Annotated in this window: 25 protein-coding genes and 5 pseudogenes; 27 read left to right on the forward strand and 3 right to left on the reverse strand. The window is 40.5% G+C overall.

Going from position 1 to position 19,831, the window contains the following annotated elements; translation table 11 throughout:
• Positions 1–17 precede the first annotated feature (17 nt).
• From A6J84_RS00005 to A6J84_RS00095, 20 genes and pseudogenes are all read left to right on the forward strand, one after another.
• Entirely contained in the window at positions 18–539 is a 522-nt protein-coding gene (locus A6J84_RS00005; RefSeq protein ID WP_095725764.1) for an HK97-gp10 family putative phage morphogenesis protein, read from the forward strand.
• A pseudogene (locus tag A6J84_RS00010) lies at positions 536–903 on the forward strand (hypothetical protein). The gene A6J84_RS00005 and the pseudogene A6J84_RS00010 overlap by 4 nt, the downstream one beginning before the upstream one ends.
• Positions 904–906: 3 nt before the next feature.
• Positions 907–1,318: pseudogene (locus tag A6J84_RS00015) on the forward strand (phage tail tube protein).
• Positions 1,319–1,321: 3 nt separating this feature from the next.
• Positions 1,322–1,679: pseudogene (locus tag A6J84_RS00020) on the forward strand (DUF6096 family protein).
• A 75-nt stretch (positions 1,680–1,754) separates the two neighbouring features.
• A pseudogene (locus A6J84_RS10305) lies at positions 1,755–2,092 on the forward strand (hypothetical protein).
• Positions 2,093–2,637 (forward strand): annotated as a pseudogene (locus A6J84_RS00030) (hypothetical protein); the annotation flags it as partial.
• Positions 2,638–2,956: 319 nt separating this feature from the next.
• Positions 2,957–3,619, forward strand: a complete 663-nt coding sequence (locus A6J84_RS10350; RefSeq protein WP_127891128.1) for a hypothetical protein — start codon at positions 2,957–2,959, stop codon at positions 3,617–3,619.
• 2 nt (positions 3,620–3,621) lie between these two features.
• The gene (locus A6J84_RS00040) at positions 3,622–5,625 is read left to right on the forward strand and encodes a hypothetical protein (RefSeq protein ID WP_227743426.1); all 2,004 of its coding nucleotides are present in this window, start codon (positions 3,622–3,624) and stop codon (positions 5,623–5,625) included.
• 11 nt (positions 5,626–5,636) lie between these two features.
• Positions 5,637–5,987: a DUF6711 family protein gene (locus A6J84_RS00045; protein ID WP_049501191.1), complete on the forward strand. Its 351-nt coding sequence runs from the start codon at positions 5,637–5,639 to the stop codon at positions 5,985–5,987.
• 11 nt (positions 5,988–5,998) lie between these two features.
• Positions 5,999–6,511, forward strand: a complete 513-nt coding sequence (locus A6J84_RS10310) for a hypothetical protein (protein ID WP_321572411.1) — start codon at positions 5,999–6,001, stop codon at positions 6,509–6,511.
• On the forward strand, positions 6,508–9,096 hold the full coding sequence (locus A6J84_RS00050) for a tail fiber domain-containing protein (protein WP_321572412.1): 2,589 nt from the start codon (positions 6,508–6,510) through the stop codon (positions 9,094–9,096). The genes A6J84_RS10310 and A6J84_RS00050 overlap by 4 nt, the downstream gene beginning before the upstream one ends.
• Positions 9,093–9,302, forward strand: a complete 210-nt coding sequence (locus A6J84_RS00055) for a hypothetical protein (protein WP_095725767.1) — start codon at positions 9,093–9,095, stop codon at positions 9,300–9,302. The genes A6J84_RS00050 and A6J84_RS00055 overlap by 4 nt, the downstream gene beginning before the upstream one ends.
• Positions 9,292–9,927, forward strand: coding sequence for a hypothetical protein (locus A6J84_RS00060; RefSeq protein WP_095725768.1), 636 nt, complete (start codon positions 9,292–9,294; stop codon positions 9,925–9,927). The genes A6J84_RS00055 and A6J84_RS00060 overlap by 11 nt, the downstream gene beginning before the upstream one ends.
• Positions 9,928–9,935: 8 nt before the next feature.
• Entirely contained in the window at positions 9,936–10,217 is a 282-nt protein-coding gene (locus A6J84_RS00065; RefSeq protein WP_049505442.1) for a hypothetical protein, read from the forward strand.
• Between the two features lie 15 nt (positions 10,218–10,232).
• Positions 10,233–10,463, forward strand: coding sequence for a phage holin (locus tag A6J84_RS00070; RefSeq protein ID WP_095725769.1), 231 nt, complete (start codon positions 10,233–10,235; stop codon positions 10,461–10,463).
• Between the two features lie 9 nt (positions 10,464–10,472).
• On the forward strand, positions 10,473–11,477 hold the full coding sequence (locus A6J84_RS00075; protein WP_095725770.1) for a GH25 family lysozyme: 1,005 nt from the start codon (positions 10,473–10,475) through the stop codon (positions 11,475–11,477).
• A gap of 215 nt (positions 11,478–11,692) precedes the next feature.
• Positions 11,693–12,022: a hypothetical protein gene (locus A6J84_RS00080; RefSeq protein WP_227743427.1), complete on the forward strand. Its 330-nt coding sequence runs from the start codon at positions 11,693–11,695 to the stop codon at positions 12,020–12,022.
• Positions 12,023–12,046: 24 nt separating this feature from the next.
• The gene (acrIIA6, locus tag A6J84_RS00085) at positions 12,047–12,598 is read left to right on the forward strand and encodes an anti-CRISPR protein AcrIIA6 (RefSeq protein WP_095725772.1); all 552 of its coding nucleotides are present in this window, start codon (positions 12,047–12,049) and stop codon (positions 12,596–12,598) included.
• The gene (locus A6J84_RS00090) at positions 12,595–13,191 is read left to right on the forward strand and encodes an AP2 domain-containing protein (protein ID WP_095725773.1); all 597 of its coding nucleotides are present in this window, start codon (positions 12,595–12,597) and stop codon (positions 13,189–13,191) included. Before acrIIA6 ends, A6J84_RS00090 begins: the two co-directional genes overlap by 4 nt.
• 61 nt (positions 13,192–13,252) lie before the next feature.
• Entirely contained in the window at positions 13,253–13,495 is a 243-nt protein-coding gene (locus A6J84_RS00095) for a hypothetical protein (protein ID WP_095725774.1), read from the forward strand.
• Positions 13,496–13,575: 80 nt separating this feature from the next.
• Here the strand turns inward: A6J84_RS00095 and A6J84_RS00100 are convergent, their stop codons facing one another.
• The 3 genes from A6J84_RS00100 to A6J84_RS00110 all read right to left on the reverse strand — a co-directional run bounded on the left by A6J84_RS00100 (position 13,576) and on the right by A6J84_RS00110 (position 16,373).
• Positions 13,576–15,003 carry a recombinase family protein gene (locus A6J84_RS00100; RefSeq protein ID WP_095725775.1) on the reverse strand — a complete coding sequence of 476 codons (1,428 nt, stop codon included), beginning with the start codon at positions 15,001–15,003 and terminating at the stop codon, positions 13,576–13,578.
• 135 nt (positions 15,004–15,138) lie between these two features.
• The gene (locus A6J84_RS00105) at positions 15,139–15,603 is read right to left on the reverse strand and encodes a TM2 domain-containing protein (RefSeq protein ID WP_095725776.1); all 465 of its coding nucleotides are present in this window, start codon (positions 15,601–15,603) and stop codon (positions 15,139–15,141) included.
• Between the two features lie 35 nt (positions 15,604–15,638).
• Positions 15,639–16,373 carry an XRE family transcriptional regulator gene (locus A6J84_RS00110; RefSeq protein ID WP_095725777.1) on the reverse strand — a complete coding sequence of 245 codons (735 nt, stop codon included), beginning with the start codon at positions 16,371–16,373 and terminating at the stop codon, positions 15,639–15,641.
• Positions 16,374–16,556: 183 nt separating this feature from the next.
• On the opposite strand from A6J84_RS00110, the gene A6J84_RS00115 reads away from it, so the two are divergent.
• The 7 genes from A6J84_RS00115 (at position 16,557) to A6J84_RS00145 (ending at position 19,824) form a co-directional block, all read left to right on the forward strand.
• Positions 16,557–16,763 (forward strand): helix-turn-helix domain-containing protein, encoded by a 207-nt coding sequence (locus tag A6J84_RS00115; protein ID WP_095725778.1) that lies wholly within the window; start codon positions 16,557–16,559, stop codon positions 16,761–16,763.
• 45 nt (positions 16,764–16,808) lie between these two features.
• The gene (locus A6J84_RS00120) at positions 16,809–17,108 is read left to right on the forward strand and encodes a hypothetical protein (protein ID WP_095725779.1); all 300 of its coding nucleotides are present in this window, start codon (positions 16,809–16,811) and stop codon (positions 17,106–17,108) included.
• Between the two features lie 187 nt (positions 17,109–17,295).
• Complete coding sequence (locus A6J84_RS00130) at positions 17,296–18,114, forward strand: replication initiator protein A (protein WP_095725781.1); 819 nt, start codon at positions 17,296–17,298, stop codon at positions 18,112–18,114.
• 9 nt (positions 18,115–18,123) lie between these two features.
• Positions 18,124–18,978, forward strand: a complete 855-nt coding sequence (locus A6J84_RS00135; RefSeq protein ID WP_095725782.1) for an ATP-binding protein — start codon at positions 18,124–18,126, stop codon at positions 18,976–18,978.
• A 232-nt stretch (positions 18,979–19,210) separates the two neighbouring features.
• Complete coding sequence (locus A6J84_RS10105; protein WP_095725783.1) at positions 19,211–19,348, forward strand: hypothetical protein; 138 nt, start codon at positions 19,211–19,213, stop codon at positions 19,346–19,348.
• Positions 19,348–19,569, forward strand: a complete 222-nt coding sequence (locus tag A6J84_RS00140) for a hypothetical protein (protein WP_095726471.1) — start codon at positions 19,348–19,350, stop codon at positions 19,567–19,569. Before A6J84_RS10105 ends, A6J84_RS00140 begins: the two co-directional genes overlap by 1 nt.
• Positions 19,570–19,824 (forward strand): hypothetical protein, encoded by a 255-nt coding sequence (locus A6J84_RS00145; RefSeq protein WP_084856294.1) that lies wholly within the window; start codon positions 19,570–19,572, stop codon positions 19,822–19,824.
• The last annotated feature ends 7 nt before the right edge of the window (positions 19,825–19,831 follow it).

Consider the following 19,831-nt stretch of genomic DNA (forward strand, 5'->3'; position numbering starts at 1 on the left):
AGTTTTGGAGTTAGAACGTGTCAGGTTTAATCGGAGCAAATAGCTTAATCGCTAAATGCCGTAAGTTGTACGGTGCAAAGAGCAACGAGATAGTAGGACAAGCGGTCTTGCATGCTGCTAAAACAGTCGTACAAGCTGAAGCGAAACTCAGGGCGCCAGCGAATGAGGGTGAATTGAGAAATAGCAGAAATAGCATTAGGGTGCGATTAAAAAAAACGGCAAACAAGATATCGGGCGAAGTCTTCACGAACTCAGACCATGGCGCCTATGTCGAATTAGGAACGGGTCCGAATGGACAAGAGAATCATTCTGGTATATCTCCAGAAGTGAGCGTGTCTTATCGGTCTAGTCCGTGGTACGTGCATGAAGACCAAATCAACGTAGGACCTTACCACTTTGCGAAAAGAGGGGAGTTTTATAAGATGTATGGTCAACCTGCGCAACCTTACTTGTATCCTGCTTTGAAAGATAACCATGACCGTGTATCTAGAAGTGTTTCAAAATACGTCAGCAGAAAGATAAGAGAACAGATAAAATGATTAATATTAAACTTTAATTTACAAAGAATTGCAAAAGGTCGCAGATAATGTGACCGATACTTACCCGAGCGACTGGGAGAATGTTCCAGTCGTTATTTTTTTGGAAGAACAGAATAAACCGGGTGATTGGTTCGACGACCAAGAGAAGAAGTCGCATATCCGCTATAAGGTGGATATCTTTGACAAAGATAGTACAAGCGATTTGGCAGTTAAAATCAATGAAATCTTCGCATCTTTAGGATTACGAAGAACAGATTGTCAGGATGTACCTGACCCGTCGCATTTGCGTCACAAGTTGATGCGCTTCGAGGGAATCGTGGACCTGAATTCACAATTGGTTTATCAGTATAGAATGGAGAATTAATACATGTTAGCAAACGGAATTAAGCTTGCTTTTAGTAAAACTAAAGGCGATTATCAAAATCTTGTAGGTTTGAAAGAAGTCCCTGAATTTGGTATTGAACCTGAAAAAGTCGAGAATACAACTCTTGCAGACAAGGTTAAGAAATACGAATTTGGTATTGGTGATGCTGGGGGAACTTGAGTACAAATTCGCTTATGACAACACACTGCCACTTCACCTTAACCGTGTCTTGCGTAATCTGCAGACAAAAGGAGAAACTCTACTTTGAACAAACCTACCCAGACAATACCAAGGTTACTTTGAAGGTCAAGTGTCCGTTAAATTGGGCGGTGGCGGAGTGAACTCCGTTATCGAATTTACGCTCAAGATTGCCTTGCAGTCTGAATTGACATTCGTTGACGGAATTGGAGGTTAATAGATGGCTCTACCATACGCAATTTGGAAAGTCAGTGAGGACAAGGAGTTAAAACTCCGCCTCACGTCTTGCAAGCGACGAAAGTCGAAGAAAAAATGGAGCAAACTTGCTCAAGGTATTCATGCCCTCCGAAGTGAAGCTTTTGCTTTGCCTCCCCTTAAAGTCATGTTACTGTTGACCATGGAGCGCTTCAAAGTTTGAGCATGGAATCTCATTTGAAGATGTATCTGACCTATACGATGATTACGTCGATAACGGTGGCGACCAGGCAGCATTCATGGCAGACGTTATCTTGCCAATGCTTCAAGTATCGGGTTTTATGCCACGGGAGAAAGCAAGCAAGAAAACTCCCAAGAAATAAAAGCAAAATGGAAGTAGTCGAGTAGAGTCGACTGCTATATTATCAGTAAAAGAAATGGTTGAGGGGCTTTATCCGATGTATTTAGATATCGGAGGTAGGCCCTCGATTTTTGGGATTTAACGGTGCTTGAAATCAGAGAAATGATTGAAAGCTATAATCGTGTCACAATCCAAAACAAAAAGAAAAAATCATTGAATCTTACAGACTTTCGCAAATGATAGCGAACAATGTATCTATGTTGCTTTCAAAGATGCTAAACCGCTTGAAGTATGGGATTATGCTCCTGAACTTTTCGAGAAGAGCGAGAGCAGGTCGAACAAGCAAGATTGGCTCAAGAATTGAAATTGCACCAGGAACGCATGCGCGCATTCGCTGAAAGTCATAATCGAAAATTGAAAATGAAAGGAGAATAGATGGGAGTTACTCTTGATGAGCTCAAGGTAATGATTGATGCTGAAATCGCACCTTTTAAGAACAAGATGAAAGAAGTCGAGAACAAGGTCAAAGATGCCTCTAACAAAGTACAGTCATCAACCGACAAAATCAAGGCACAGTCTGGCTCCATGCTAGGTGTGTTTGGTAAGCTAGCCAAATTCGCTGGCTTTGCTTATTTAGGCAAGAAATTGTTAGATGTCGGCATGTACTCAACGCAGATGGCTCTTGAAGTCACAGCATCAATTAACCAAATCAAGCGTCAAATGGGCGAGAGCTCACAGACATTCTTAAAATGGGTCAACGATAATGCAAACGCTATGAATATGGGCGTTGGTGAAGCGACAAAATACGGGCGGTGTATTCAAACCTATTTTCTGGCTTTATCAAGGATTCTAACAAGCTGAGTGCGTATACTGCTAAGATGCTTCAGACATCGGCAGTAGTCGCAGAGGGTTCAGGTCGTAGCATTACAGACGTTATGGAGCGGATTCGCTCAGGTTTGTTAGGGAATACAGAAGCGATAGACTTTTGTCGCACCGCTTAGAAATAGGCGGATTAAGAACTTACCAAAATCGGTAGAACTCTAAATTTTAAGTAATTAAACACGACGATACCGAGGTAAACTAAGCAATTAAAGAGGCTTAGTCACCGTAGAGCATAGGGATTGAACCTGTGCTTTTGTTTTGCAAAAAAGTACAGATAAAATATCCCCACGAGTGGTAAGCACCTAAACAATTCGGTTGTAGGTGAAAATGTATGCCGAACTTACAAGAAATTGTAAGAAGTATGGATAAAAAGCCATGCGATAACATTATTGAGAAGACCTAGGAATCAACGTCAATGTGGCGATGATTCAATCGACTGAAGCATTCAAGCGTTTTGCAAACGGACAAAGTTGGGACCAGCTCGACTATCAGACTCAACAACAAATCCGTCTCATGGCGATTTTGGAGCAGGCAACTGCCAAGTATGGCACGACCTTGTCACAGTCGGTCAATGGACGTATTAGCTTGTTTAAATCACTATTGAAGGATGCCGCCTTAAACGTAGGTAACGCATTCTTGCCAATTATCAATGCGATTATGCCAGTCTTGAACTCTTTTGCTATGGTCTTGAAGAACGTGACTGCTAAACTCGCTGAGTTTATCGCTTTGATGTTCAACAAGAAAGCGACTGTAAAAGACGGTGTGGCTGGCGCAGTTGGCAATATGAACGGAGCCTTACAAGATGCTTCATCTGGCGCAGGCGACCTCGCAGATGCCATGGACGACGCAGACGACGCTTCAGGCGGTCTAGCTGATAACCTCGGAGACTCGGCCAAAAACGCTAAGAAAGCAGTCAAAGAACTGCTCGGGTTAGCCGGTTTCGATGAAATCACGCTCTTGAACAAGAAAGATGATTCGGACGACGGAGGATCTGGAGGTTCTGGTGGCGGTGGAGGTAAAGGCAAGGTAAGAAAGGCAAAGGCGGCAGCGGACCTTTCAAAGACATCTTGCCAGAAATAGCCTTGACTGACATAGATAACCAATTCAAGAGCATTTTCGACGGCCTTGGAGATAAGCTGAAAGGCTTAACAGACCTCTTTAGCAAGGGCTTCACCGCTGCATTCAGAGCAGAAGGATTAGAACGCATTAAGATTGGTCTTGGTCAAATCAAGACTACACTTGAAGAAATTGCAACTGATCCACGAGTAGTCAATGCCTTTAATGGCATGACAGAGAAAATCGCTTATGCGCTAGGGCAGATTGCAGGCTCTATCGGAACGGTCGGAATTGGTATTGGTGTCTTTCTTTCCGAAAGCATAGCAAATGGTCTAGGACGTCAAAAAGAGCGTATTATTCGCTCTCTTGTAGCTCAATTCGAGAACACGGGCAATATGTTTGCATCAGCTGGAAACATCGCTCAGGCATTCGCAAATGGCTTCTATGACGTCATAACATCGACTGGTGCCGTTCGCATTGGTAGTTCGATTGTGTCTGCTGTTTTAGCTATTCAAGCCAGCATCGTGGAGATTGGTTTCAAACTTGGCGGTGACCTACTACAAGGCATTGAGAGAAGTGTTACAGACAATATGCCTGGCGTTGCTGAGGCTTTTTCAAATGTCTTAACCGGTATCGCTCCAATTTTTGAGAGCGCTGAAAAAGCAATCAATGACCTGTCAGACTCAATCAGTCGTGTGTACGATAATTACATTCGCCCATCAATTGAATCGTCAACGAAAGCTATATCAGGCATTATTGGCTTGTTTGTAAAAGGTTGGAATAATTACATCCAACCAATTATCGAAAAACTCGGTCAAGGCTTCTCGGACACAATTGGCAAACATATCTCGCCAATGATCCAGAAGATTTTGGAGATGGTCGCAAGTTTCCAAGAAATGTCACAAGTCATTAACGCTTATGTAGGTCCTGCTATTGGCTTTATCGTTGAGGAATTGACGAGAGTTTTAGCTCCAACTCTTGAATATATCGGAGAAGTCTTTCGCGTATTATTCAATACGGTTGCTGATATATTCGGAGGCATAGCGGATTTTCTTAAGGGTGTGTTTGATATCATCACTGGTATTCTTACGAGTGATATGAGTAAGATTTTTGACGGCTTCACCGAAACAGGTGATGCTATCATGAACATCCTATCAACGCTTCTCACAGCCTTGTTAGATTTGACAGTAGCAGTTTTGAAAGTTATCTGGGATACAATTGTGGCAATCTTCCAAGGAATTTGGGATGGTATCGTGGCTATCTTCACGCCGATTGGCGAATGGTTTGCAGATCGTTGGAATGATATCACGGTAGCTTTGGCGAATGTTGCAATTTGGATCGGGAATATGTTTCAAAAGGCGTGGGACGCCCTTACAAGCATATTCTCTTCAATCGGAACCTGGTTTGGTGAGCGCTGGAACGACGTGACGACTGCACTTGCTAACGTTGCTACGTGGTTTGGTAACATCTTCAGTAGCGCATACGAAGCAGTCACGAACGCTTTCAGCTCGATTGGGAGCTTCTTCTCAGGAGTTTGGGAAACAGTCAAGAACATCTTCGTGAACGCTGGTCAAATGGTCGGTAGCGCAGTAGGTGGCGCATTCAAGAGCGCAGTCAATGCGGTTCTTGGCACGATTGAAAATGTAGTCAATGGTTTCATCGGAATGATTAACGGAGTTATTGGTTTAATTAACAAAATTCCGGGTGTATCTCTCGGTAGCGTTGGCTATGTAAGTCTACCTCGATTGGCTCGTGGTGGTATCGTCGATAGTCCGACAGTAGCTATGATTGGTGAAGCTGGTAAAGAGGTCGTCATGCCTCTTGAAAATACTGGTTTCTTGCAGACGATGGGACGCATCGTAGGCGGTGCTGTAGTCAATGCCTTGGGCGGTGGTTTACCACAATCTGGAGGCTTCAGCGGTAGTGGTGACATCGTCATCATGATTGGCGGTCATGAGTTCGGTCGTGTGGCCATCCAAGAAATCAATCGAGAACAAGAACGTGCAGGACAAGTCTTGCTTAACATTTAGAGGGAGGTAAAATGGCACGTTTAATTATCAATGGGCTGGCTGTTAAGCCTCCCAAATCTTTTCAAATCGGTATCCAGGATATTGACGGAGATACCGGTCGTAATGCTAACGGTGACATGGTGCGCGACCGTATCACGACTAAACGAAAATTGGATTGCGAATGGGGGATGCTGACTCAGGATGAAATGAGTCAGCTTTTAAATGCCGTATCGTCTGAATTTTTCACGGTATCTTATCCAGATCCCATGGTTGGTCAAACAACTAAAACATTTTACGTTGGGGACAGAACGGCTCCAAGTTATTCATTTACAAACGAGCTCAAGCCATGGTCGGGCGCTAAATTTAATCTGATAGAAAGGTAGGGGGGCAGAACATGGATATATTCAGACGTAGGAAATTCGATGAAGCAATGTTTGCTAGAAACCGCACCCTTGCTATCAGAGTAGGACAGTATCAATCAAGTGATATCAAAGAGGCTAGTTTTGATTATGGCTATATCAAGGGTGATGCTTACAAACCGGGTGGAACATGCGCCGGTAGCGCTAAAATCATCTTCTCTAGCATCATTACCACTTTCAATAAGCTAGATAAGATTTACCCAGAAATCGGCCTTTTAGTAGACGGAACCTATGAATGGGTGAAGATGGGCGAATACTTCATCAATGATATTGAGATTGACCGGAACCGTAAAACGACCAAGCTCGACCTTATGGACGGGATGTTTAAGCTCAATCGTGAACACATCACATCTCTGACCTATCCTGCTGAAATTAGACAAGTTATCAAAGAGATTTGTCTGAAAACGGGAGTCGAGCTAGCAAACGAGAACATGGATTTAACATCCATGAATTACCAAATCGAGAAAATCCCCCTGAGAAAAAAATGACATTCAGAGACGTCTTGAGCCTAGCATCTCAAATGCTCGGGATGTCTTGCTTTTTCAATCGAGAAGGAAAACTTGAAATCAAGGAATTGACTGACTCAGGTATCACGATCACAGCAGATAGCTATTTCATGCACGGCTTGACTAAGAGTGAGATCCAGTATCAGATTGCAGGGATAACTTGCAAGAAAGACAAAGAGACTCTTACTGTTGGCTTGCGGACTGGGCGCTCGCTAGAACTTGAAAATCGGTTCATGTATCAAGCGATTTTAGATAATCTGTATCAAAAAATCAAGGATATCCGTTATTATCCATATAACTTGAATTATCAAGGGCATTTATTGCTAAATGTAGGCGAATGGGTGACTATTAAGACAAATACGGGTGAGAGCTTCAAATCTCCAGTATTAAGCCAGTCATTCACATTCAAAGGCGGTCTACGTGGCCGTATCAGCGCAGATAGTAAGGCTGGGAATGATGCGCAGTATTCATACGCAGGAACACTCACAAGAAAAATTGAGCAATTCAATGAATTTGAGAAGCAACTTCAAAACCAATTTGAAGAGGCGGACAGAGGACATGACCAAAAGGTCGAAAAGCTCAAGAGTGACTTCGATGAGCAAATCAAGCTAGCCAAAGCAAAAGCAGAAGAGGTCAAGCAAAGTCTAACAGAGACAATCGACCAACGTTTCAGAAATTTTGATAGCGCAGGTCTGCGTGAGGCTAAGCAAAAATCAGACGAAGCCTTAACGAAAGCTGGTGCTAGTGCCTTACTTGCTGAAGAAGCCAAGCGCATCAGTGAGCAAGTGAGACGGCAGCTTGATAACAAGGCTGATCTCGTCGAATTTCAACGAGTAAAAGAGACCAATCAGCTCTATGAGCGCATTATCGGCAGTAGCGAGTCTGATATCGCTGAGAAAGTCTCAAGGATTGCCTTAACTAATCAGTTGTTCCAGGTTGAGGTGGCTAAAAATGTCGGAGATAGCCGAAATTATGTGAAGAATGCTGATTTTCGTGAGGGTTCTAAAAATTGGAAAGAAATGAACGCTTCGGGATTAAATTTCAACTATGAACATTCATCGCGAAATCGAAACAAATCAGGCGTGCACGTTTATGGTACATCTATAAATGCTCGTTATTTTGGATTGCAACAGACATTCAAAATTGAACTAAAAAAATCCGACAAAATCACTCTTTCTTTTTTGGTTTCAAAAGATGGATACAATACTTTTTCCGGCCTAAATGTTGGTTTACATTATAGGAAAGACGGTGCAATAAAATCACAGGCATGGAAGGAGATTCCAAATAGCGACATAACTTCATCCATTTATAAAAAACTTAATTTTAACTATGAGTTGCCAGTTGATATTGATGAAATCAATTTAATGTTTTATGGAAATCCTGGGAAATCAATAAACATTTACATTTCAGAAATAAAACTTGAAATTGGAAGTAATGCGACATCATTCACGCTAGCTCCTGAAGACACAGACGAAGCTGTTCGTACAGTTCAAAATCAACTAGCTAATTCATGGGCAATTCAAAACCTGACTAGCGCAGGCTCTATTATCTCTCAAATTAATGCGACGAATAACCAAGTCTTGATTGAAGCCGAAAAGATTCGTCTTAAGGGTAAGACCTTACTTGACGAACTAACAGCGATTGATGGTTACTTCAAGCGCTTGTTTGTAGGCGAGGGTGCATTTGCTAAGCTGAACGCTGAGATTATCGGTTCAAGGACCATTACAGCTGACAAGCTGATTATGGACTCGGCCATGGCTCGGTTGTTCGTCTCGAGCGATATCTTCACAGACACGCTTGCTGCTAAAGAAGCCTTCATCAACAAACTTCGGTCAGTAGTAGTATCTGCGACCTTGCTTGAAGGTTTTAAAGGTCGAATCGGTGGATTCCAAATTGGTACGCATGATAAGGACCCGTCAACTTATTGGCTGACTGGAACGAACCAGTTTGAAGTTGGTATGAGCAGTGGTGATACGAAGTGGGGCCAAACAGCTCTTTGGGTGAACTGGGGAGATAATTGGACCAAGCCGAGCGACTATGCTTGGTTTGTTAAGCGATCTGGAGAAATGCACTGTTATAATACTGCCCATTTTTGGAGAAGACCTGTTGTTCATGGAGATTTGGAAGTAAGAGGTGATATTCTTTATTACAACAATGAAGGTAATAGAGTTGCTGGAAGATGGATGTATTCTTCTGAGTATAGAAAAATTGAAAGATCAAATGGATATCTTTATTTTTATCTAGGACCTGGTTCCTACGACTGGATCCCGATGAATAAGGAGATTTCAGACCGCAGGTATAAGCACAATATCGAAGATAGCACAGTCTCAGGTCTCGATGTTATCAAAAATCTAAAGACGTACAGCTATCGAAAAGAATACGACGGAAAAATCGAGGATATTTCGTGTGGTATCATGGCGCAAGATGTACAGAAGTACGCTCCTGAAGCATTTTTGGAAAATCCAGATGGCGCTTATTCATATAGCAGTTTCGTACTCGTACCTTATTTAATTAAGGCTATTCAGGAGCTCAATCAAAAAATAGAAAAATTGGAGAAAACAGCATGAATGAACAAGACAAACAAATCAGCAGTCTAGCGATTAAGTCGCTTGGTGAAAAGGTCGGCAAAGAGGCTACTCAATCGGCCACGCTCGAAGCGCTGTACACAGTGACAGCGATGGAGCTTGAGCAAATGAAGCAAATCATCGAATCGGATGAAAAACTGAAAGCTAAGTTTGAAGAAGTGAAAGGAAAAATGACAAATGGCAATTAATAACTATGAGCTTGCAGGCAAGCCTTATACTCGTGGCCTTGGGGATAACCTCAAGACCGTGGTTGAAATTCGCCTCTCAGATGGTACCCGTTACAGCACAAACATGCGTGAGTTGTCAGGAGACCGCACGTCGGAGCAAGAGGATGTCTTGATTCAAGCGGTGCTGGATATTATCAAGGCTGAATTAGATCCAGGCTCTACCATCGTGAAGGCACAAGCTAAGCTTGAAGAGGCTGAGCATAAAATCGCTGAGAATGCAAACAAGCAAAATGAACTCTCTGAACTCGTTAAACAGACTCAAGAGAACGCTCGCTTGAGTGGCAAATTGCTTCATATCATGGTCTTGAACTCAGTTATGAGCAAGAACATTGCTTATGGGACTACTTACAAAGAGTTAGTTGAACTCATTCCACTTGCTGAAATTGGCAAAACGTACATGCCAAACGACCTCATCACGATTGAGGATTCAAGCCATGTTGAGGTCAACGGCGAAGGCAAACGTATCTTGATTCATTTGAATAAGGAATTTACTTATAACGGTGAACCAGTCAGCGCATTTGCTACAAATGGCGCCCTCGAGCAAAACGGAACGGGTGTTGCTTGGAAATTTGAAGGTAAAGAATAGGGGTGCTTATGCCAGGATATGAACGACTAATCTTGCAAATCTTTCTTTCTCTAATTCCTGTCATTGGGCTTTATTTTTCGATGAAAGATAAGGCAACCAAGCAAGAGAACCGTCTCACTATTTTAGAAAAAGATATTGAGAACTTGCATGAATTTAAAACATCGGCCAATAAAAGGCTCGATAACCACGATGAACAAAATAAGGCTATCTTAGTACTAGCTGAGCAAGTGAAATCGCTCGGTGAGGATGTAAGAGAGCTTAAAAGTTTGATTCAAAATAAACAACAATAAAAGGAGAAACTCAAAATGATTAACTGGAAATTGCGCTTGCAAAACAAAACAACACTCATTGCTCTTCTTGGAGCAATCTTCCTTATGGTTCAACAATTTGGCCTTGAAATCCCCAAAAATATCCAGGACGGTGTGAACACATTCGTTTACATCCTGGTATTGATTGGTGTCGTGAATGACCCAACCACAGCAGGGATTTCGGACAGCAAACGGGCTCTTGACTATCAAGAACCAAGCGAAGATTAGGAGAAAACAATGAAGAAAAACGACTTATTCATCGATGTATCTAGCCACAATGGATACGATATTACAGGTATCTTGGCTGACATGGGTACACAGAATACTATTATCAAAGTTTCTGAAAGTACAAATTACCTAAACCCTTGCCTGTCTGCTCAAGTTGAGCAATCCACACCAGTTGGATTCTATCATTTTGCTTGGTTTGGTGGTGACATTGAAGAAGCTGAGCGAGAAGCACGTTACTTCCTTGATAATGTGCCCCAAAAAGTAAAATACTTGTGCCTCGACTACGAAGATCACGCAAGCGGAGATAAACAGGCAAATACAGATGCTTGTATTCGCTTCATGGAAATCCTCAAAGAAAATGGCTATGAGCCAATTTATTACAGCTACAAGCCATTCACGCTCAATAATATCTATTATGAGCAGATTCTTGCGAAATTCCCAAACAGCCTTTGGATTGCCGGGTATGGTTTAAACGATGGTAACGCTGACTTTGAATATTTCCCAAGTATGGACGGAATCCGTTGGTGGCAATATTCTTCAAATCCGTACGACAAAAACATTGTTTTACTAGATGACGAAGAAGCTAAACCTAAATGGAAAAAGAATGATACCGGATGGTGGTATGAATATCCTGACGGATCTTACCCAAAAGACAAATGGGAAAAGATTGATGGCATCTGGTATTGCTTCGACGAGAGAGGTTATTCAATAGCTTCTCGCTGGTTGAAGGATGATAGTAAGTGGTATTATCTCAAAGAAAATGGCGCAATGGCCATTGGTTGGGTGCTTGTGAATGGCAAATGGTACTATCTTGATGCTTCAGGAGCGATGGTCACTGGTTGGGTTCAATACAAGGACAAACTATACCATCTCAAAGAAGAAAATGGCGAAATGTCTTCAAAAGAACTTGTCAAAGTCGAAGGAGGCTGGTACTACGTCAACGAAGATGGCAGCCGTTCAGACAAACCAGCATTTGATGTATTACCTGATGGACTAATTGTTACTACAAAATAATTTTTTTAAAAATAGAAAGGAAAATTTCTAAAATATTGTTCTAGTTGTTTTAACCGCAGGCAATAGCTTGCGGTTTTTTTGTTTGCTCTGAAAGTAGTTTCTAAAATAAAAAATCTTTAAATTTCTTTGTGTTTATTGTTGACAAACTATCTTATATGATATATAATATACTTGTAAGATAAATAAAGGAGAGATCAAAAATGAAAAAAGAAGTAATGACACTAGCATGGGAAATAGCAAAACGTGGCGCTAAAAGATTCGGCGGTTCAACAGTTGAATATATCGCAGAAGCTATAAAAATCGCATGGGGAATCGTTAAATCAGAACAAGAAGAAACAGAACACTATAACTTAAAACAATGGCGTGCAGTTGAAGCTAAAATGCGCCAAGCTGGTAAATATGGATACGCTAATATGCTCGGCGAAGCTAAAGAAGTAAAATTCAACGAAGTGATGCACAAAGCTGGCGCTTACTACGGCATCGAAGTCATTGCAGACGGTTCTAACTATGGCACATACTACATCGCTGAAAAAGCGTGGGCTTAATCAAAGGAACAGAGGTATATAATCATGGAAATTAACAACGACATCAAAGACCTAATTTTGGAATATGTAGGACGATACTTCCGATATGAGAATGATTTCTACAAGCTACCAGGTATCAAATTCACTGACGCCAATTGGCAGAGATTTAAGAGTGGCGAGACTTCTATTGAGAAGATGGGTGCTGCAAGAGTCAACGCTATGCTTGATCACTTATTTGAAGACTTTGAATTGGCCATGATTGGCAAGGCTCAAAATCGTTACTATCTAAATAATTCGCTTAAGATGAACATGACATTTCACGCTTACTATGACCAATTTAAGAAGCAACAACTATTGAAATGGATTGAGAATAGCCGTGAAGATGTTATCGGTTGTACTGGCAGAATGTATACAGCTGATGGAAACTTCATAGCTAATGCTTATCTTGAGGTAGCTTTAGAAAGTAGCAACCTAGGAGAAGGTTCATACATGCTTCAAATGCGATTCAAGAATTACTCTCGTGATCCAAGACCAATTCCAGCTGGTCGTCAAAATCGACTTGAATGGATTGAGAAGAACTTGGAGAATATCCGATGAGAGAGAATATAATCGGGCAGAGATTCAATCGTCTCGTTGTCATAGAAGATGACGGGACAAGGTCTTCTAAAGGAGAAATCAAATGGCTCTGCCAATGTGATTGTGGTAATCTATATCACGCCCTCAGATATAGATTAAAAAACGGTCTAACTAAATCTTGTGGATGCCTTAATGACGAGAAGAAGCGTGAGAGGTTCAAAGACCTTTCAGGAACCGAAACAGATAACTTCAAGATTATTGACAGAGCATATTCTAAGAATCAGCGTGTGTGGTGGAATTGTATCTGTAAGCATTGTGGTCAGAGCGTGATTCTGAATAATAATCTTATCGGCCATCAGACCTCTTGTGGTTGTAGACGTGGAGCATCTAAGGGCTATATGGACTCTATTCGAGATCCCGAGAGTCGAAAATCTACGAAACCAACTGTTAGGAGTAGCACTGGTGTTCGTGGTGTCTATTTCAATAAGCGAAAGAAGAACTATCAAGTATTCATCAATGTTGATAAGAAGCCAAAGTATTTAGGCAGCACCTCATCTCTTGAAGAGGCTGTGAAAATGCGCCGTGAAGCTGAGGTAGAGTATGGTTACAAATAAAATAGTGATTTTTTCACTGTTTTTTCTTTTTTTACGAATAGATAAGTAGGAGGAAGAAAACATGAACATTTTGAAGATTGAACTTGCGAGCATAGAGCAGACAGAATTAGGTTTTGAGCATTGGGTAGATGTGACTTACCAGGTGCCAATTTTAAAGAATGAATACAGGGTCAAGCTGTTATTATTCATGGAATGCAAGATAGAGGACCAGGAAGTGATTGAGTACCTGGTATCAACTTGGAAGTATCGTGATCTGGTGTTGCATTCGGTAAGGATGTATGAGATGGAACGAGAAGGTACGTGACTGTAAAAATCATTTTTTATGTATTTTGCTCTAACTAATCATTATCAATTTGACTAAAATACAAAAATAGCGCTAAACCCTTAAAAGTCTAGCGTTATCGCCATTTCGTCTTTCGTGACAACTATTTCATTTACGACAGATTTTACAATTTTTGAAACATCTTCATAGCTTAATTTTTCGGGGTTGAAATCTTTCAAAAGTCGGGCAAGTTTTCGTTGTCTTATGTCGATCGTGTTCTTCTTCCTGGTTTCTAGTTGTTCTTCTAAAAATGCTTTTTCGATTTTTATTTTTTCGTTTTTTGTATCAAGTTCTTTTCGTGTTATGATCTCGTCCAAATATAATTCGGTCAACTTATCAAGTCTATTGTTTAGTTTTTTCAGTTGCTCTTTTATTTCTTCGACTTTCATAGTTTCATCATTCTTTGTAAGCATTTCTTTACGATACTTCGGTTCGAGTTTGATTTTTGATAGTCTTTCAATGACCTTCTCTTCCAATTCTTGCTTATCATACCATTTTGAGTTACATCTTTTTGACTTGTCTTTATCAAACCTATGTCTACATTGATAGCGTTGATACGCTTTCCCTTTTCGATTTTTAGAAGTAACGTATAAACCTAATGAACCACCACAATATCCGCATTTTAGCAAACCTGAAAGCATGTACTTCGCTTGGAATGGCCTTGGATTGTTATTCCTTTTCAAAGCGTCTATTTGCCTTTTTTGAAGCTCTAATTGCACAAGGTCAAATAATTCTTGAGAGATAATCGGTTCATGCTGCCCCTCGTATTTTCGCCCTCTATATTTCACGATACCGAGATATGTTTCATTTTTGAGTAGATATTTTGTTATCGTTTCGCCCCAGGGTCTTTTTCGTCCAACGTGACCTTCAGCATTTAAGTCTCTGATGACCTTGACTACTGACTTACCATTTAAGTATTCCGTGAAGATACGGTTGACAATGAGCGCTTGAGTTGGATTGACCGATAAGATGCCAGTTTCTTTTGAGTAGTCATATCCGAATGGAATTGTCGTCCATGACATTGCTTTCCCTTTTTTAGCACGTCCTTCTTTACCTAAAATCATACGTTCTTTTATCTGCTCACGCTCAAGCTGGGCGAATACTGAAAGCATACCGATTGAAGCTTTACCGAAAGGCGTTGAAGTATCAAAATTTTCTTGCAAGCTGATAAAAGCAACGTCATTTTTCAAAAATACATCTTCGATTAAAAAAAGTGTATCTTTCTGGCTTCGGCTTAACCTATCCAACTTATAGACTAGCACAATATCAAATCTTTTTCTTTTTGTATCGTCAATCAAGCGCTCCAGTTCAGGTCTTTTTGTGTTTGAACCAGAAAATCCACCGTCAACGTAAACATCGTAGATTTTCCAGTCTTTGATTTTGCAGTAGGCTTCCAATTTATCTTTCTGTTCATCAATTGAGTAACCTTCTTCAGCTTGATAAGAAGTTGAAACCCTGACATATATAGCCACTTTATTCGTTGTTTTCATTGAATTTGTACCCCTTTTTTGATAAAATAGGTACAAGAAAAGACATCATGCGAGGTTATCTCCATGAAAATCCTTTCTTGTCGTAAGCCTCACGCTCGGAGTCGCCAAACTTTGAGAGCGTGAGGCTTTTTTAATTTAAACCATAATTTTTCCGTTCGCGTCAGGTGTCTTGAACAAAGCTAGGACTCCTTGGAAGAATCCAAGAATGATAGAAATACCAGTTACGAATAGAAGCAAGTAAAAAATTCCTTTACTGTTATAACCAGCATAAAAATGGTGTGCACCTAATCCACCGAAGAATATAGCTAACAAGACATAAACCCATTTATTTACATAATGTAATCCGTAAGCAGTCTGCTGAGTATTAACGACTTGCGACTGATTCTGAACGGCATTGTTTTCGTTCACAATACTAATATTGATTTTATCATCCTTCTTATTGTCTTTTTTCATGACGATAATTTCTTCGTCGACTTTGTGAACTTCAACCTCATCTCCTAATTGCGGGACAAAATTCAACTCTGATGGATTGAGTTTGATATACTCCTTGTTATGTGCAATAGTAACCTCTGTTCCAGTTACTTTGATGATTTTAGCCATTATTTTATATTCCTTTCTTAATTCCGCTAAATTTTTTAAACCTTATAAATATCAACGACCTCTCCGATTGTTCGGATGTCGTCATTTTCTGACAAGTGGATTTCTTCGTATCCACTATTCAGACTTTGTAAGTACCAGGATCCGTCATAATCTCTTTTAAGTTTTTTGACGAAGTTCTTGCCATTCACTTGGAAGATGCCGATTGAGTTGATATCAATTTGACTAGCTACTCTGATAAATAATAAGTCATTATCTTCTATGAGTGGCTCCATTGAGTCGCCTGCCACCTTAGCTATTGTATCATATTCCTCTGGCACATCTTCAGCTCTGAGCTTCACTTCCATGTGTAGATTATCTTCCTGAAACGTTCCACGTCCTGCTGCAACCAATCCCTCTACATAGTCAATGATATAATCTTCATTGCTTACTTTTTCAAAGATCGAAGCAACCTTAGAACTTTCCTGCTCATCAAGTTGAGCATTGGCAAAGTCGAGGACCTTCTCTTGTCTAGGTTCTTCTAGTTGGTTATAGATGGTTAGGATTTCGGGTTCTTCAGTTTCCGGTTTATGAAAATCAACTCCATCAGCCAATGTTTCAGGGCGAATCCCAAGCGCTGAGCAGATTTTAAAAATATTATCAACATTAGATTTTAAAATCCCCCTATTGAGAATGGAATTTATGGTAGAAGCTGGCATATTGACTTTTAATGCCATCTGCCGAACACTCCCATATTTCAGCTCTATGAGTTCTCTTAATTCCTGTTCTGTCATAGCTATTTCTCCTTTTTTTACATTATATCACACGAAAATTCGTTTGTAAAGAAAAATAAAATTAAAAATTTGCCATTTTTTTGTTGACAATGAACGAAAAAAAGTTTATTATATAATCAAGCTCATCAACGAGCTTAATTTTAAAATCTAATAAACGAAAATTCGTTTAGAAAGGAGTTGCGTATGTTGAATATTGACGAGGCACGAAAGGAAAAGGGCATCTCTATTGTAGATATCGCTGACTATCTTTGTGTAAGATCACAAACTGTTAGCGACAAGCTAAAAGGGAAGTACCCTTTCACTTTTCAAGAAGCTGTGTTAGTTCAGGAGAAATTCTTTCCAGAATACGAGCTAAAATACCTTTTCACTTCAGCAGGTGACACTGCTTAATTTTTTCACCAAGTGAACGAAAATTCGTTCAAGGAGTAAAGCGATATGCAAGATAAAAATGTTGTTTCAGTCAAGACGTCAGAACACGATGTGTTATTAACTGCACGAAAAAACCACCCCGCAGTTTTCGTCGATGGAATGTTTATCGACGGAGTGGAGAGAGTGGAATTTATCAATCACTTTGAAAACAAAGATTGTGAAGTGTTATTGACTTTCAACGACAGGATAGATAACAATCCGTTCCCATTAGATGAAGTCAATCTATTAGAAAAGTTATTTGGTCAGACTTCAGACGGGCAATCCTTACGGGATATAGTTTTGCAAACTCTTGAAGATGATAGTTAGTGTCTAAACCATCAAAGAAAGAGACATGCATACTGAAGCTTTCTTTACCATCTTTCTTGGCTCTTTCGTACTCTTTGCCAAGGACGATCAAAGAAGCTTCCAACTGATAATCACTCATGGCTTTACCTCCTTTCTGCTTACATTATAGCAGAAAGAGATTGAGAAAAATAGAAAGGAGAAAGAATGGTTGAAAATAAGCGAAGTCAAAAACAATGCTTTTTACCAATTTCCTCAATGGTTGCTAGATGAAGAATATAAGCGTTTGAGCCTGAGAGCGAAAGTCGTGTATATGTTGATTTTTGATAGACGTACATTGTCTATTCAAAATAAATGGCATGATAAAAATGGAGACGTATTCGTCTACTTCACAAATAAACAGTTCATGAATTTACTTAATTGTGATGAAAAAACAGTAATTAAGGCAAAGAGAGATTTGCAAGATATTGGATTGCTTAGGGAAGTTCAGCAAGGTGTAAATAAGCCTAACAGATTATATATTTCTGGAACTGGAAAAATTACAGGTCAAGAACTGGAAAAATTACAGTCTGGAACTGGAAAAATTACAGGTCAAGAACTGGAAAAATTACAGTCAATCAAGACTGATAATATCAAGACTAATATATCAAGACTGAGTGAGCCAGAGGGTGCTGGTGCTAACTCTTTATATAGTGTAGAGGACACCCCACCACAAAATGATTTGGGAATTGTTCATGATTGGATTTTGTCAGAGTTTGGACGATACCCAACACCGTTTGAAATCGAGGACTTGAAAGTATTCTTGCAAGACCATAGTAAAGAGGTTATCAAGTTAGCTATCAAGGAGTGTGTCGGCAACGGTAAGCCTTATTTCAAGTATCTAAGTAGCATCTTGAGGGACTGGAAGCAGAAAGGCCTTGTTACTGCTGAACTGGTCGAGAATAGGCAGAATCCTGCTCGGTCAAGCAGTAAGTCAAACGGTCGCTTGAGATTGTCAGATGATGGATTTGATCCACGGCTTGGATTCTAGGGGGTGCGCATGCAAGTAGTATCAAGCAAAGAATTGCAAGAAAGAGCCTTGCAGGTTGAGACGTTGAAGCAACAATGCCCCAAACATGAAGGGGTCTATATGTGGCAGTCAGTCAATCCTTGCACTCACAGAACCCTGACCTATTGTCCTGAATGTGTTCAAGAGATCATCGACCAGAACGCAAGCGAGCAGTTAGCCATTGCTGAAGCTCAAATCAGAGATACAAGATCCTACTCTCTATTTATGAAAGAGAGCATCATCCCAAACGATTTGAAAAATGCGACTGTTGGGAATTTTGAAATCCATACAGAGCAGGATGCTGAAGCAGTCAATTTCGCTAAGCGTGTAACGGCTGACTATGTGAAAGAGCGATATGAAGGAAATACGATTATCTCTGGACCGCCTGGAGTTGGCAAGAGCCATCTGGCCGTCGGGATAGCTAAGACCTTAAACGAGAGCTTTCAAATGCTCCAAGTCCGCAAGTCGGTCGTCTATATGCCGTCCATGGAGTTATTCTCTCGGATGCAAGAGGCTTTTCAATACAAGGACTCAAAATGGGAACAGCGCTCTGTCGTGAAGTTCCTGCAAGGTGTCGACTTCTTGGTTTTGGACGACCTCGGCAAAGAGTCGAGTGTCGGGAATGAAATCAGACAAGGCAACAACTGGATGCAAAAAATCCTGTATCAAATACTTGAGAACAGGACGAATACAATTATCACAACTAATTTTGAGGGCAAGCACCTCAAAGAACTTTACGAGCAAAGTCTCGTAGATAGAATAACGAAAGGAAACATGAAGACGAATGCCTTTAAATTCAGCAAAGACACAGCTTCAAGACGCTCCTTGTCAGCAAGTGACTACTGAGGAACGTAAGCGAGCCATTGAGCAGTTCGAGAGCCGATTTTACGGACTATCGACTCTGCTTAAAGAACGGTTGATGATCACGACAGACGAGCGATTCACAAATAAGATGAACGAGCTGACGTATTATGCGACAAATGGAAGTGTCTACACGACATACAAATAAAAAGCACCTGACGGCAATCAGGCGCATGACAAAATTATTCAAGGAAATTATACCACGAAAGGGGTCAAAATGAAAGTCACAGTATATGCTTACGGTCGAAAATTAGAACCAGATGAACCAATTATTATCCCAAAAAATCATCGTTTCTATGATATTTGGAACGGAATTGCAAACGAAATGCTCGACAAAGAGGAAGAGGTAGCTTAATTAAATTACTTACTAAATTAAAACTCGGTCTTGAGGGAATCATCCATGAAGTAAGCCTTGACTGGAGAGTAGTCGCAGTCGAACTTAACGAAGACCTTCTCGAAGAGCGCAAACGTCGCTTTGCTTTCGAGCAAGAAAACTACAATTTGAAGCAGGAGCTTGCTGCCTACAAGTACAAAGAAAACTTTGATATCAAGGCTAGACTGCAAGGAGAAATGTAGATGTACATTATATCAATCCATGTCAAGAATACTGAAACTGGAAACGAGGATTTCAGTATGATTGGACGTGACTTTTTGCCAATTGGCAAGCAAGATTATTCGGCTACTGTTTTCGAGACTAAGGAAGAAGCTATTGCTTATTTGAAATCAGCTTCGTATGAAGCTGCGGGAGTTTATGGCAATGACTGGGAATTTCAAGACAAGACTTCTTCTGGAGTGGAATCCCGTTGTCGAATTTGGAAAGTCGGAGAATAAAGGAAAA

The organism is Streptococcus sp. FDAARGOS_256 (assembly GCF_002289235.2).
Taxonomy (GTDB): domain Bacteria; phylum Bacillota; class Bacilli; order Lactobacillales; family Streptococcaceae; genus Streptococcus.